The organism is Burkholderia sp. PAMC 26561, assembly GCF_001557535.2.
In the GTDB taxonomy this organism is placed as follows: Bacteria; Pseudomonadota; Gammaproteobacteria; order Burkholderiales; family Burkholderiaceae; genus Caballeronia.
In genome coordinates, this window is record NZ_CP014307.1 from 663,683 (window position 1) to 677,691 (window position 14,009).

Sequence of the window (14,009 nt, forward strand, 5' to 3'; positions counted from 1 at the left end):
CATTCCACTGAATTGATGACCGGAAGGCATGCCAATGAGCTTCGACGAAAAAATACTGAACGGCATGGGCGTATTGAGTGCGATCGTCAACAGCGGCAGTTTCGCCGCTGCGAGCGAGGCGCTCGACATGTCGCAGTCCGGCGTCAGCCGTTCCGTTGCGCGACTCGAAGCGCGGCTCGGCATCAGGCTCTTCGACCGGACCACGCGTTCGGTGACGCTCACCGACGAAGGCCGCCGTTTCTACGAACAAATCGTGCCGTTGCTGAGCGGGCTCGAAGAAGCGGCGGCATCGGCGTCGCTTGGCGCGAGCGCCGTGCGCGGACGCTTGCGTGTGAATATCGATCCGTTTTTCTCGCGTCTCTTTCTCGGGCCGCGGCTGGGTGCGTTCGTCGAGAAGTATCCGGAACTGCAACTCGATCTGATCACGCGCGATCAACTCGGCGATATGGTCGCCGACGGTTTCGATCTCGCCGTGCGCTTCGGCGAACCGCGCGAGTCTGCACTGATCGCAAGAAAGCTGCTCGATACACGCATCATCACGGTGGCGTCGCCAGGGTACATCAAGAAGTACGGGCGGCCACTCGCACCTGTGGACCTCGAACGCGAGCCGCATACATGCATCAACTTTCGCGACCCCGAAACGGGCCGGCCGTTTCCGTGGGAGTTTCATCGCGGGAAGAAGAAGGTCGTCATCGCAGCGCGCGGCCGGCTTAGTGTGAACGACGTCGGCACCATGCACGGCGTGTGTCTTGCGGGTCATGGCATTGCACAGGTGCTGGCACTCGGTGTCGAGCAGTTGCTCGCAAGCGGCCGGCTGATCGACCTCTTTCCCGACTGGGCCGATGAAACTTTTCCGCTTTATGCGGCTTATCCGTCGCGTCATCATTTGCCGGCGAAGGTCCGCGCGTTTTTTGATTTTCTCGTGTCACTTACCGGCGTGCCGCTCGAGGACAACGCTTAGCCACTAGAAGATCTTCCACGTCCGCCTAAGGATTTATTCCGTCTCCCGACAAAAAATATTCGCGCGATCACGGAATAATCCACAAGCTTGATCGTTTAGGTGCTCCGTCGAACACCAGTCAAGACGATTATTAGTTAGGAAACCCTATAAGATTTCGTTGGAAATACTTTGGAATAAATCATTCGATGCGCGCGTTCAGAGTGAGACGTTCGGACGCTTGAAGGAGACAGGCAACCGGCTGCGGAGGCAGACGGCGCCCGTGTCCGGCGAATCCATGTCGTCTGTCGGCCGTGCTTTCAAAAAAGAAGCGACCGGCGGACATCACTCATACTCGCCAGGAGGAAAATTCCAATGAAACTTAAGCAAAAGCTTGCCTTGTCCGTGATGCTTGGACTCACCGTTGCAACGCTCGCAGCATGTGGCGGCAGCGATTCCAACTCGAACAACAACGCGGCGGTGACGGGTCCATTCAAGACCACGTTGCTCGTCTCCGACGGCAGCACGCCGGCCGCTCATACCGACGCCAATCTGCAAAACGGCTGGGGCATCGCGTTCAATCCGACGGGTGTGATGTGGGTATCGGACAACGCCACGAGCAAGTCCACGCTGTACGACGGCAATGGCGTGCCGCAATCGCTCGTGGTCAGCATTCCGGCCGCTGCGAACGGCCGCGCGGGAGGCCCGACCGGCATCGTGTTCAACACGAGCACGGACTTCCAGATCAGCGCGAACGGCGCCACGAGCAACGCGCTGTTCATGTGGGCGACGGAAGCGGGCACCATCGCGGGCTGGTCGCCCAAGGTCCTGCCGACCACTGCTGTCATCGGCTTCGATGACGGCGCCGGCGCCGCGGTCTACAAGGGCCTCGCAATCGGCAAGAACGCGACGGGCAATTTCCTGTACGCGACCGACTTCCACAACAACAAGGTCGATGTCTTCGACAAGACTTTCAACAAGGTCCAGCTTGCCGGCAGCTTCCAGGACCCGTCGCTGCCTGCGGGTTTTGCGCCGTTCGGCATCAACGTGACGGGCACGACGGTCACCGTAACGTATGCGAAGCAAGGCACCGATGGCTCTAGACAGGTCAACGGCGCAGGCAACGGCGTGATCGATACCTTCGATACCGATGGCCACTTCATCAAGCGCATCGCCTCGGGCGGCGCGCTGAACTCGCCCTGGGGTATCGCGATGGCGCCGGCCAATTTCGGCGCGGTGAGCAACGACCTGCTGGTCGGCAACTTCGGCGACGGCACCATCAACGCGTTCGACCCGACAAGCGGCGCGTTTATCGGCGCATTGACGCAGGCGGACGGCACGCCGATCAGGCAAACGGGCATCTGGGGCATGTCGTTCGGCAATAACGCCGCAAGCCAGCCGACCAACACACTGTTCTTTGCAGCCGGTCCGAGCCCGACCGCCGGCATTTACGGCCGTATCGATGCGCAGTAGCCGAGCGGGAACCGTCGTTGCCGCCGACAACCGGCGGCAGCGATCTACCCCAAACAAATATTACCGTTTTACCTGCACAGCCTGAAAAGGCCCGTCAATCAACGGTCTTGAGATTTACTATCGGGGCTTTCACTAACTCCCATATTTTTTTGGCTTGGTAACCTGCTGCGATTCTGTTGCGGACACAATCCGCGGAATGCAAGCCGTCCGGCGGTGAGGGGCCTCGCGCCGGACGAACCTGGACACCAACCTGTCCAGGACGTACTGACCACCTTTGGAGTAAAAACAGTGAAAAAACTGCTCGCGGCTTTGACGATCTCTCTGCTTGCCGTCACATCGATCACCTCCGTCACCGCCAATGCGAAGGATTACTCGACCATCCGTTTCGGCGTCGACGCCAGCTACGCCCCGTTCGAATCGAAAGGTCCGGATGGCAAGCTGGTCGGATTCGACATCGATCTCGGCAATGAAATCTGCGCGCGCCTGAAGGCGAAGTGCGTATGGGTGGAAAACGACTTCGACGGCATGATCCCGGCGTTGAAGGCCAAGAAGTTCGATGGCGTGCTTTCGTCGATGTCCATGACGCCGCAGCGCGCCGAACAGATCGCTTTCTCGAGCAAGCTGTTCAATACGCCGACGCGCCTGATCGCGAAGAAGGGCAGCGGCATCCTGCCGACGGCTGATGGCCTGAAGGGCAAGACGGTCGGTGTGGAACAAGGCACCATCCAGGAAACCTATGCCAAGACCTACTGGGCATCGAAGGGCGTGACGGTTACGCCGTACCAGAACCAGGACGGCGTGTATGCCGACTTGCTGGCTGGTCGTCTGGACGCAGCGCTGCAGGACGCAGTGCAGGCTGACGTGGGCTTCCTGAAGACCCCGCGTGGCGCCGGTTATGACTTCGTAGGCAAGGATCTGGTCGATGAAAAGATTCTCGGCAACGGCGCGGGTATCGGCCTGCGCAAGGAAGACACCGACCTGAAGGCACAGATCGACAAAGCAATTGCTTCGATCATCAAGGACGGCACGTACAAGAAGCTTGAAAAGAAATACTTCGACTTCGACGTGTACGGCGGCTAAACAGCGCCTAAGTTGTTTTAAAGACGGGCTCCGCGATATTGCGGAGCCCGTTTTGTTTTAGCGGTCCACGCACGCTGCGTGGGGCAACGGGGCCGTTTTCAGCTAAGATCGAAGGTCCGGAGCAGGCGGCGCCGGGGTCGAACCGGGCCTGCAGCACGCGCCGCGACTTTGGGTTCACACGCCGCCCCGCTCTCCTGAACACGCCGACACAACCCATCGAAGCGCGAAGCCTTAACGGCCCGTCGCGCGTCCGACCACCATGCAAACCAAAACGCACACCCTGATTTCCCCGTCGCTTGGCACCACCCGCAATATCCTGAGCTTTCACTACGGGCCCGGCGGCGGTGAGAAGATCTACATCCAGTCCTCGCTGCACGCCGACGAGTTGCCCGGCATGCTGGTCGCATGGCGCTTGCGCCGTCAGCTTGCAGAACTGGAAACCGCCGGTAAATTGCGCGGCGAAGTGGTGATCGTGCCGGTGTCGAATCCTATCGGGCTGAACCAGAACATGCATGGCAGCTTGCTCGGCCGGTTCGAGCTCAATAGCGGTCACAACTTCAACCGTAATTTCCACGATCTCGGTGCGCTGATTGCGTCGCGTATCGAAGGCCGGCTCACGGGCGATATCCGTGAAAACAAGCTCGCCGTTCGCGAAGCCATGCGCGCCGCGCTCGACGAACAAACGCCGCAAACCGAACTCGAATCGCAACGTCTCGCGCTGCAAAAACTGTCGTATGACGCTGATGTCGTGCTCGACCTGCATTGTGATCTCGACGCCGCGCTGCACATCTATACGAACCCGGACATCTGGGAAGAAGTCGAGCCGCTCGCGCGCTACCTGGACTCGAAAGCGTCGCTGCTTGCGCTGAATTCGGTGGGCAATCCCTTCGATGAAATCCACAGCTTCTGCTGGTCGGATCTGCGCACTAAATTCGGCGAGCGTTTTCCGATCCCGAACGGCGGCATTTCGGTGACCGTGGAGCTGCGCAGCCAGCATGACGTATCGTATGAATTCGCCGATGCCGACGCTCAAGGCATCATCAATTACCTGATACATCGTGGCGTGATCGATGCGCCCGCGCCCGCCATGCCGGAGTTGTCGTACCCGGCGACGCCGCTTGCCGGGGCCGAGCCGATTGTCGCTCCTGCGAGTGGCGTGCTCGTGTTTCGCGCGAAGGTGGGCGCTATGGTGAATGCGGGTGAGGCGGTCGCAGATGTTGTTGATCCTCTTTCCGATACTGTTACCACGCTGTACAGCACCGTTTCCGGTATTTTGTATGCTCGGCAGATTGCGCGGTTTACTACTGCAGGGATGGAGGTGGCCCGGATTGCAAGTGCTACCGCGTTCCGGACGGGGTCGTTGTTATCGGCTTAGGGGTTTGCTGGCGCTGGTTTGGGGTTGGGGCAGTCGTTCTGCTTTAATGCCGGGTTGCTGCTTCTTAGGTCTTCGCCCAACGAGCAGCAACCCAACACCATCTCCGACCACTAAAAAACAACTGCCCTGCCTGCCCGCGCCAGCCTACCCCAGAGCGCCACCCCGCCCCCCACCCAAACCAGAGGCCGGCCGAATCGCGCTGCCATACGTCTCGACGATCCGCCGGTCCTGTTCCTCCGGCGAAAACTGCTCCCACTCGATACCGTTGATATCACGCGTCTTTGCAAAACCTGCCGCCGAATCGTCTTCAAAACCGATGTGCCGCAGTAATCCCACTTTCGCCGGATCGCTTGTTTCATTGATCGAAAAATTCAGCAAATCGGTGCGCCACATTGCATAGGCACCAGGTACCACCGCGGTAGGCGCCTGACCGAGACGGTGTGAATAATCCGCAATGGAAGCATCGAGGCTGCCAACGGCGAGCGCAATGTGGAATCGTTTCATGGGGCGGCTCCTCGTGGCTGAAGGTTGTTGATCGTGCAGCCACTCTAGCGCCTGAACCGCAGCACAAACAGTTGGGCGTTTATCCCGGTATGGCGTCTACCCTGCCTGCAGAAGGAACGCCGCTTGCGCGCGTCATGTTGTCACTCACCTACGGAGATCGACATGACAGACAAGCCAACCGACACTACCTACGCCGGCCGATCGCAGGAAGAACGCCGGGCACAGCGCAAAGGCGAAAAGCAGCGCGCGCAAGAGCAGCCAGGCGGTTCGATGGCCGAAAAGGGCACGGAACCCGACAAACACAACAGTTCAGGCAACTTGTCCGATGAAGGAAAAAAAGCCTGGCAAACGGGTTCAGGCATCGACGGAGGCGGCAAAACCTGAAGAACCCGACACTGCGCCGGGGTCTTGTGGTCGGGAAAACGTGGAACAATGGTGGCTTCGTGACTTCGCTACAAGCATCTGGAGCCTTTGATGAGCGCCACGCGCAACAACCCCGACGCGTCCCCGGACATCCACGCTGATCACGCCGGCGGTGCTGATCGTCCGAGCCGTGAAGAAGCAGAAGCTGCCGTTCGTGTGCTGATCAAATGGGCCGGTGACGACCCTTCGCGCGAAGGCCTGCTCGATACCCCCGCACGCGTGATCCGGTCCTACGAAGAGTTCTTCGCGGGCTACGCACAGAATCCGCGCGACATCCTCGCGCGCACGTTTTCCGAAGTGCAGGGCTACGACGAGATGATCGTGTTGAAGGACATCCGCTTCGAAAGCTATTGCGAACATCACATGGTGCCGATCATCGGCCGGGCGCACGTGGCGTATCTGCCGCGCGAACGCGTAGTGGGAATTTCGAAGCTGGCGCGGCTCGTGGATGCATTCGCGAAGCGCCTGCAAATCCAGGAAAAGATGACGGCGCAGATCGCCGATACGCTCGAAGAAGTGCTTCAGCCGCTAGGCGTGGGCGTGATCCTCGAGGCATCGCATCAATGCATGTCCACGCGTGGAGTGCATAAAGCGGGCGCGTCGATGGTGACATCGCGCATGCTCGGCACTTTCCGCGACGATCCCTCCACACGTCGCGAATTCCTCGCAATCGTCGGGCATTCGAGCGGCTTCAGCGTATCGAATAGCTGAAGCCGGGGCGTGCGCTTCAGGCGCCGGCTTCCGGTGCACCGCCCTCGCCCACTTCGCGGACCTTGCCCTGCGAGACACTGCTGCCAGGCGGCACGCTGTGGGTCAACCACACGTTGCCGCCAATCACCGACCCACGCCCGATCGTCACGCGCCCAAGAATGGTCGCGCCGGCGTAGATGACCACGTGATCTTCCACCACCGGATGCCGCGCGTTGCCCTTGACGAGGACGCCATCGTTGCCGGCCGGAAAGCTCTTCGCGCCGAGCGTCACCGCCTGATACACGCGCACGTGTTCGCCGATCACCGCCGTCTCGCCGATCACGACACCCGTCCCGTGATCGATGAAGAAGCTCGGCCCGATGGTCGCGCCCGGATGAATGTCAATACCTGTCGCCGAGTGCGCAATCTCGTTGATGAAGCGCGCAAGCAGCGGCACGCCGAGCTTGTGCAACGCATGCGCCAGCCGATGATGCGTCATGGCCCAGACGCCCGGATAGCACAGCAGGATTTCAGTGATGTGCTGCGCGGCCGGATCGCCGGTGAATGCGGCCTGGATATCGCTTACCAGCAGTGCACGGATGCCGGCCAACTGCGTGCCGAATTCCCGTGCAAGTTCGAACGCGTGCGTGCCGAGTTCGGCATCGCTGAGATCGTGATTTTCAGGAAGGAAACGCAGCGCGCGGCGAATCTGTTCAGCAAGCAGGCGTAGCGTGCTTTCGAGCGTATGACCGACGTAGTAATCCACGCTTTCGGCCGTCAGGTCAGCGGCGCCATAATGCGTGGGAAAGAGGGCGGCCCGCAAGCCGTTGACGATCTTGATGATCGCTTCACGCGACGGCAACTCTCGTATGCCGAGCGGATGTCGCGTGCGATGCAATTGCTCGCGCGACGCGCGCAGGTCGGCCACGATCTGGTCGAGGCCCCATTCGTGGGATGAAGCTGAAGCTTCGGGAAAAACGGTTTTTGGCATGTCTTGGGGCTTGAGCGGTGGACGCCGTGACGGCACGTTCTAATCGATCCCCGAGATTAACCGTTTTTTCGGCGATATGCCGGACCGGGTACACGCCCTATTCCGCCACGTCCGGTCGACGTTCCCGAAGCACTCAGGACTTTGGGTCTACCTTGACATGGCTCGCGTCGATCCACCGGACAGCCCAGTCGCGGGCATGGGCAATGGCTTCGTCGGCATTGCCGAAACGCAGGTCGGCGGGAAAAAAACGGTTGGCGACCAGTTCGCCGTCGCTCGAACGCGAGATCACTACGTACGGCTGAAAACAGCCATCGCCCTGACGCGCCGGCGCACAATTAAGCAGATATCCGCGATGTGAAAATGCATCGTCATATTGCACAGATCACCCCCATATTTTAAGTGCCTCGCTGGATTCGCGATGGTCGTCTCCTGCTCGCTCGTGCGCACATCATGGGTACGGTCTGGACCCTCCGGTACCGTGCACAGGCCCCGCGAACAACAAATCATACTCTTGCGAAATCTCATGTTCGACTGAAAAAATCGATCGCGCTTGGAACATTTACTGATGATTTATCCCGTTGGTTATTCCATATGCTCGCTGCAAGGCCCGCGTGCGTTCCGGAATACTTCTTGCGTCCTATACTTGCGTTAATCAAGTCAAGGCGGAGTGAACCATGAATAATGCGCAGAATAATGAGTCGCAGGACAAGCAAAAGGAACGCGCGGCGGACAGTCCGCTGAAGAAGCCCGAGACGGAAACTGCGCACGCCAAGACGAGCGATGTCGCCGCTGCAGCACAAAGCAATCAGGCAGGTCCGCGGCAAGACGGGGAAACACCCAAGGCATCGAAAGATGAAGGTGGCCCGATCAGCGATCTCAACATCACGCGCCACGCAATCGATGTGCTCAACGACGACACGCTCGACGACACCGTCGACGCCGACAGCAAGAACCATGATGCCGCGAGGGATGAGTTCCTGATCGAAGAGAATCCGAATGCGTTCGTTGGCGTGAACGCGTCGCTCGTCAATTCGCATTTCGAACAGGGCGATGGCCTCGGTGGTTTCGACAGCCGCCCTGCACGTAACGGCCTTGCGCTCAAACTGGAAAATGGTTTCAGCGTCGTGGATAAAGGCATGATCGCGCCCGATGCGGAAGAGGTAGAACGTCAGTACGACTTTGTTGACCGCGATGCCCGCGGCGACACCTTGCGCGGGCGCAAGCACTTCGCGGTCAATCACGTCCGCCCGTCGAGGCTGATCGAAATCCAGCGGCGCGATAAGTCCTGATCGCACCGTAACTCCCCGTCTCCAAGAAAAAACCGCGCCGAGCGCGGTTTTTGTTTATTTGGTTTTCGACTTGTCCTTGTCGCCGTCAGATTCAATGCGGGTCACGCCGCCTGTCGAAGGCGGATCGCTTGCCGGGAAGGTGTCTTCCACGGCCTTGTCGACATCCTCCTCTGCGCGCTCCGAGTGCGGGTTTTGTTCCTTGGGTTCGTTGGATTGTGCGCTGCTCATGAATGCTCCTCTGTCATCAACTTCGTTCGATCCGGTTCGCCGGGTCAGTGTGTAAAGCCTGCCATTGCGACGAACGAGCTTGCAATGAGGCAGTGCCGCCGCCGCTTTTCCGTTCTGCTGAGGCCAACGGCCGACACTTGCTTTCTTCAGGCAAATCCGCTCCCAGCGGGCTTAAAGGCACTGAAAGCAAGCGATGTTCCCAACTTGGGATGCGCCTGGCATGCCTTGTGCATCGAGAGGCCGGGGTCAAACAAAAGCTTTGAAAATTCTAGAAAAAGTACGCCACGGGACCAGACATGACTACGACCAATACCTACTCGAACGAAGCCGCGCCGCAAGGCGCGTCACGCTCGTTCGATCTGCGCGCAGCCTGGACACAGCAGGCGCTTTCGACCGCTATCGCGTGTCTGGGCATCGCCTACGTCTTCTCGTGGGCCGAAATGGGACTCGCGTTGATGGTGGGTCCGGACGAGCGTCTGGCGCCGCTGGTTGCATCGCGCATACTCGTTGGCGGCTTGTATGTCTGCGTGGCAATGCGCTTGCAGTGGGCGCGCTGGACAACCGTTGCACTTGGCCTTGCGTCGGTCGCCTTCGTGGGTCCCATGCTTGCCGCAGAGTGGAGAATGTTCCCCACGGCAGCCGTCGTTACCGGTGCGGTGCTGGTGGCAAAGCTGGCGGCATCGATCTTCCTGCTGTCGCCGGACGCATCGCGCGAACACAGCTAGCCGTTTGCGGAAGCCGCAGCTTGTTCAAGCGGCCGTGAAAACGCACAATGAGAGCCCGTTTCTTTTTCGATGAGCCTCTCATGAAAATTGCCGTCATCGGTGCAACCGGCACAGTAGGCCGTGCCGTCCTCGCCGAATTCGCCCCGCGTCATGAAGTGTTCGAGATCGGCGCCACACGCGGCGCGCATCGTGCGGACCTGACGAATCTCGATAGCGTGCACGCGCTTTTCAAAACGATCGGACAGGTCGACGCCATCGTCGCCACCGCCGGTCACGTACATTTCGGCGAGCTTTCCCAGATGACCTCGGAGCAATTCCGCATAGGCCTCGATGACAAACTCATGGGCCAGGTCAATCTCGTACTCCACGCGCAGCGCTATCTGAATGACGGCGGCTCGTTCACGCTGACGAGCGGTATCGTGGGCGATGAGCCGATCAAGTACGGCGCGAGCGCGGCTGCGGTAAACGGCGCGATTGAAGGTTTCGTGCGCGGCGCGGCGATCGAACTGCCGCGCGGTCTGCGCATCAATGTCGTCAATGCAACCATGCTGGAAGAAGCGCGCGAAGCGTTTGGCCCGTACTTCCGTGGCTTTGAAGCCGCGTCCGGCGCGCGCGTCGCGTTGGCCTATAGCCGCAGTGTGGAGGGCCTCGAAACCGGCCGCATTTACAAGGTTCGCTGATAACGGATATTCGTGAGTCGGACTTCGATGTCGTACATCGTTATCTGAGCGAAGTCCGCTACTGGTCACCGTGCGCCGCGCAAGAACGTCAGGCGCGCGGCGCCATGAAATGTCATCCGCCTTTCACGCCCTGCGTGTTGACGTAGAGTGAATAAAGGCCGTGACTTGCAGCCATGAACAAGCGGTTGCGGTGACGGCCGCCAAAACATACGTTCGCGCAACGTTCGGGCAACGCAATATGTCCGATCGCTTCGCCTTGCGGCGTAAAGACGCGCACGCCGTCGAGCTCGTCGCTGCCCATGCCCCAGCCGCACCAGAGGTTGCCGTGGATATCGACACGAAAACCATCGGGCGTACCGTCCCGTGCGTCGATCACCACGCGCGAGTCCTTGAACGAACGACCGTCGGGCGCCATTTCGTATGCAAGGATTTCGCGCGGCGATGCGCGTGAATCGACCACATAAAGTACGGACTCGTCGGGCGAAAACGCGAGTCCGTTCGGACCGGCAAGATCCGAAATCATCAGCGTGATCTCGCCGCTTTGTCCATCCACGCGATACACCCCCGGCGTCAACTCCGGCGACTTGTGCTCGCCTTCATAGAATCCATCGATACCAAATGTCGGATCGCTGAACCAGATGGAGCCATCGGACTTCACGATCAGGTCGTTGGGCGAATTGAGCGGCTTACCCTCGTATTGATCCGCGATGACCGTAATCGATCCGTCGTACTCCGTGCGCGTCACGCGGCGCGTCAGATGCTCGCACGTGACAAGCCGGCCCTCGCGGTCCCGCGTGTTGCCGTTCGCGTTGTTCGAGGGCTTGCGAAACGTGCTGACAACGCCGGTTTCCTCGTCCCACCGAAGCATGCGGTTGTTCGGAATGTCGCTCCACAACAGCGAGCGCGAGTCGCCGAACCAGACCGGGCCTTCCGACCATCGAGCGCCCTGATACAAACATTCCACCGATGCCGCCGCCACGCGCAGCTTGTTGAATCGCTCATCGAGCACGCGAACGGCGGGATCGGGATAACGGCGCTCCATCAAGATAAAGTCTCCTTTTAGTTGGGTCCAAGTTCGCCATCGCGCAAACGCCAGAGGCTCAGTGGATTGTCGTCCTGAAGTGCAAGCGGCAGCAAGGCCGCCGGCAAATCCTGATAACACACCGGCCGCAGGAAACGCTCGATTGCCATTGCGCCCACCGATGTAGCGCGGCTGTCGGAGGTCGCCGGATACGGGCCGCCGTGCACCATTGCATACGATACCTCGACGCCCGTTGGAAAGCCGTTCGCAAGAATGCGGCCGGCCTTGCGTTCCAGTATCGGCATCAGGCGGCGAGCGAAGGGCACGTCATCGTTTTCAAGTTGCAAAGTGGCCGTCAATTGCCCTTCGATACGCCGCGCCAGGTCCAGCATTTCGTCTTCGTCGCGGCAGATCACGATCAACGCAGTCGGCCCGAAGATCTCGTCCTCCAGATGCGGCGTGTCCGCAAAACGCTCGGCGTTGACGGAAAACAGCGCGGGCATTGCGGCAAAGGGCGCCTCGGTTTCGGCGCCCGTCGCAATGCGCTCGACGCCGGATTTATCGCGTTGCGCGATGCCTTCCTCATACGCCTTCGCAATCCCGGCCGTGAGCATGGTCTGAGCGCCCTTCTTTTCCAGCGCGCTCACCGCATAGTCAATAAAACCCTGCAAATGCGGCCCTTCCAGCGCAAGCACGAGCCCGGGGTTTGTACAGAACTGCCCTACACCCAGCGTGACCGAATCCACGAAGCCGTTCGCGAGCGACTCGGCACGCGCGGCCAGTGCGCCCGGCAGCACGAAGAACGGATTGATGCTGCTCATTTCCGCGAAGACGGGGATCGGTTCCCGCCGTTTCGATGCAATATCGATCAGCGCAAGACCGCCGCGCCTTGAGCCCGTGAACCCCACGGACTTGATGGCCGGATGCGCGACGAGCGCTTCGCCGATCTCGTTGCCCGCGCCCACCACGAGCGAAAACACGCCCTCCGGCAAACCCATGTCCGATACCGCTTTTTGTATCGCGCGGCCTACCATCTCGGATGTACCCAGATGCGCGGGATGCGACTTGACGACGACGGGACATCCGGCAGCGAGCGCGGCAGCCGTGTCTCCGCCGGCCACTGAAAACGCCAGCGGGAAATTGCTCGCGCCGAACACCGCAACCGGGCCTACCGGTATCTTCTGCAGACGCAGGTCGGGACGCGGCAACGGCTTGCGATCGGGCTGCGGCGAATCGAGCGTGGCGCTCAACCAGCGCCCTTCGCGCACGAGCGATGCAAACAGCTTCAACTGCCCGACCGTGCGGCCGCGCTCGCCTTCGAGTCGTGCCTTCGGCAATGCGGATTCGGCATGCGCGCGTTCGATGAGCGCATCGCCCAGCGCCACGATGTTGTCCGCGATCGCTTCGAGAAACTGCGCGCGCGTTTCGAGCGCAGTGAGCCGGTAAACATCGAAAGCGGATTCGGCAAGCTCGGCCGCGCGTGCAACTTCCTTCGCGCCGCCCCCGCCGAACGCCGGCTTAAGCTCGACGTTGCGCGCGGGATCGAAGGCGTGCAACGTTGCATCCGTTCCGCGCACTGCCGTTTTACCGATCAGCATTTCGCCCGTGATCTGCATGTGAATTCTCCTGAAAACAGCGGATAAATCGTTGACGGCTCGTCATTCAGAACTCATCTACCGACGATGGACCGCATCGCAGCGCGCTTTGTCACGTGCGCGGTGAATGACCGGAATGCCTGTAATTCGCGAGCCACCCCAAACCGTCGGACGTCCCGGCGCGCGGCCGGTATTCGCACCCGATCCAGCCGCTGTAACCAAGTGAATCGATAAGATCGAACAGGTACGGATAATTCACTTCGCCCGTATCCGGCTCGTTCCTGTACGGCACGCCCGCAATCTGAATGTGGCCGATACCCGCATTGCGCCGCTTCATGTCGCGCCGCAACTTGACGGCGAGATCGCCTTCCGTGATCTGACAGTGATAACAGTCGAACTGGACCTGCAGGTTCGACGCACCGATTTCGCTGCAGATGGCTTGCGCCTCGTCCTGCCGGTTGAGGAAAAAGCCCGGCATGTCGCGCGTGTTGATCGGTTCGATGACGATCGTCACATGGGCGGATGCCGCCATGTTGGCCGCGAGCGCGAGATTCTTCAGATACACCTCGCGATGCTGCTCGCGCGACTGCTCCGGAGCAATGAGACCAGCCATCACATGCAGCTTGTCATTGCCGAGAATGCGCGCATAGTCGAGCGCAATGTCCATGCTGCGCCTGAATTCATCCTCACGTCCCGGCAGCGAGGCAAGCCCGCGCTCACCGCCGCTCCAGTCACCCGGCGGCGCGTTGAAAAGCGCTTGTTTGAGGGCGTTATCGTCGAGTTGGGTTTTGATGTCCGACGGCGGAAATTCGTACGGGAACAAAAATTCCACGGCCTTGAAACCGTCGCGTGCCGCCGCTGAAAACCGGTCGATGAACGCGTGCTCGTTGTACATCATGGTGAGGTTGGCAGCGAAACGCGGCATGACGATCCTCCTGATGGGACAAGACGGTTGCTCACAGCGTGCAACTCTTGCGCCCGCTCTCATCGATGATATT

The 14,009-nt window shown here is 60.1% G+C and carries 16 protein-coding genes; 9 read left to right on the top strand and 7 right to left on the bottom strand.

Going from position 1 to position 14,009, the window contains the following annotated elements; all coding sequences use genetic code 11:
* The first annotated feature begins 34 nt into the window (after nt 1-34).
* The 4 genes from AXG89_RS18675 to AXG89_RS18690 all read left to right on the top strand — a co-directional run bounded on the left by AXG89_RS18675 (nt 35) and on the right by AXG89_RS18690 (nt 4,865).
* A complete protein-coding gene (locus AXG89_RS18675; protein WP_062171536.1) occupies nt 35-961 on the top strand; it encodes a LysR family transcriptional regulator in 927 nt (308 codons plus the stop codon).
* 351 nt (nt 962-1,312) lie between these two features.
* Entirely contained in the window at nt 1,313-2,410 is a 1,098-nt protein-coding gene (locus tag AXG89_RS18680; protein ID WP_062171538.1) for a TIGR03118 family protein, read from the top strand.
* A gap of 288 nt (nt 2,411-2,698) precedes the next feature.
* Entirely contained in the window at nt 2,699-3,490 is a 792-nt protein-coding gene (locus tag AXG89_RS18685; protein ID WP_062003344.1) for an ABC transporter substrate-binding protein, read from the top strand.
* A 259-nt stretch (nt 3,491-3,749) separates the two neighbouring features.
* Nucleotides 3,750-4,865 (top strand): succinylglutamate desuccinylase/aspartoacylase family protein, encoded by a 1,116-nt coding sequence (locus AXG89_RS18690; RefSeq protein WP_062171540.1) that lies wholly within the window; start codon nt 3,750-3,752, stop codon nt 4,863-4,865.
* Between the two features lie 144 nt (nt 4,866-5,009).
* Here AXG89_RS18690 and AXG89_RS18695 read toward each other — a convergent pair whose 3' ends face one another.
* Nucleotides 5,010-5,369 (bottom strand): hypothetical protein, encoded by a 360-nt coding sequence (locus AXG89_RS18695; RefSeq protein ID WP_062003346.1) that lies wholly within the window; start codon nt 5,367-5,369, stop codon nt 5,010-5,012.
* A 162-nt stretch (nt 5,370-5,531) separates the two neighbouring features.
* Here AXG89_RS18695 and AXG89_RS18700 point away from each other — a divergent pair, with 162 nt between their 5' ends.
* Together AXG89_RS18700 and folE are read left to right on the top strand one after the other, a co-directional pair.
* The gene (locus AXG89_RS18700) at nt 5,532-5,753 is read left to right on the top strand and encodes a hypothetical protein (protein ID WP_062003347.1); all 222 of its coding nucleotides are present in this window, start codon (nt 5,532-5,534) and stop codon (nt 5,751-5,753) included.
* A gap of 90 nt (nt 5,754-5,843) precedes the next feature.
* Nucleotides 5,844-6,503, top strand: a complete 660-nt coding sequence (gene folE / locus AXG89_RS18705; RefSeq protein ID WP_062171542.1) for a GTP cyclohydrolase I FolE — start codon at nt 5,844-5,846, stop codon at nt 6,501-6,503.
* A 16-nt stretch (nt 6,504-6,519) separates the two neighbouring features.
* On the opposite strand, the gene epsC is transcribed toward folE, so the two are convergent.
* The gene (epsC, locus tag AXG89_RS18710; RefSeq protein WP_062171544.1) at nt 6,520-7,473 is read right to left on the bottom strand and encodes a serine O-acetyltransferase EpsC; all 954 of its coding nucleotides are present in this window, start codon (nt 7,471-7,473) and stop codon (nt 6,520-6,522) included.
* A gap of 133 nt (nt 7,474-7,606) precedes the next feature.
* Nucleotides 7,607-7,852, bottom strand: a complete 246-nt coding sequence (locus AXG89_RS18715; protein ID WP_056363872.1) for a hypothetical protein — start codon at nt 7,850-7,852, stop codon at nt 7,607-7,609.
* A 295-nt stretch (nt 7,853-8,147) separates the two neighbouring features.
* On the opposite strand from AXG89_RS18715, the gene AXG89_RS18720 reads away from it, so the two are divergent.
* A complete protein-coding gene (locus AXG89_RS18720; protein WP_062171546.1) occupies nt 8,148-8,762 on the top strand; it encodes a DUF3005 domain-containing protein in 615 nt (204 codons plus the stop codon).
* A gap of 54 nt (nt 8,763-8,816) precedes the next feature.
* Here the strand turns inward: AXG89_RS18720 and AXG89_RS42195 are convergent, their stop codons facing one another.
* On the bottom strand, nt 8,817-8,990 hold the full coding sequence (locus AXG89_RS42195) for a hypothetical protein (protein WP_162916084.1): 174 nt from the start codon (nt 8,988-8,990) through the stop codon (nt 8,817-8,819).
* Between the two features lie 296 nt (nt 8,991-9,286).
* Here AXG89_RS42195 and AXG89_RS18725 point away from each other — a divergent pair, with 296 nt between their 5' ends.
* Complete coding sequence (locus AXG89_RS18725) at nt 9,287-9,715, top strand: hypothetical protein (protein WP_062171548.1); 429 nt, start codon at nt 9,287-9,289, stop codon at nt 9,713-9,715.
* An 80-nt stretch (nt 9,716-9,795) separates the two neighbouring features.
* Nucleotides 9,796-10,395: a short chain dehydrogenase gene (locus tag AXG89_RS18730; protein WP_062171550.1), complete on the top strand. Its 600-nt coding sequence runs from the start codon at nt 9,796-9,798 to the stop codon at nt 10,393-10,395.
* Between the two features lie 112 nt (nt 10,396-10,507).
* On the opposite strand, the gene AXG89_RS18740 is transcribed toward AXG89_RS18730, so the two are convergent.
* The 3 genes from AXG89_RS18740 to otnI all read right to left on the bottom strand — a co-directional run bounded on the left by AXG89_RS18740 (nt 10,508) and on the right by otnI (nt 13,936).
* Nucleotides 10,508-11,437, bottom strand: a complete 930-nt coding sequence (locus tag AXG89_RS18740; RefSeq protein WP_062171552.1) for an SMP-30/gluconolactonase/LRE family protein — start codon at nt 11,435-11,437, stop codon at nt 10,508-10,510.
* Between the two features lie 17 nt (nt 11,438-11,454).
* Nucleotides 11,455-13,032, bottom strand: a complete 1,578-nt coding sequence (locus tag AXG89_RS18745; protein WP_062171554.1) for an aldehyde dehydrogenase (NADP(+)) — start codon at nt 13,030-13,032, stop codon at nt 11,455-11,457.
* A 91-nt stretch (nt 13,033-13,123) separates the two neighbouring features.
* Nucleotides 13,124-13,936, bottom strand: a complete 813-nt coding sequence (gene otnI / locus AXG89_RS18750) for a 2-oxo-tetronate isomerase (RefSeq protein ID WP_062003356.1) — start codon at nt 13,934-13,936, stop codon at nt 13,124-13,126.
* Between the last annotated feature and the right edge of the window lie 73 nt (nt 13,937-14,009).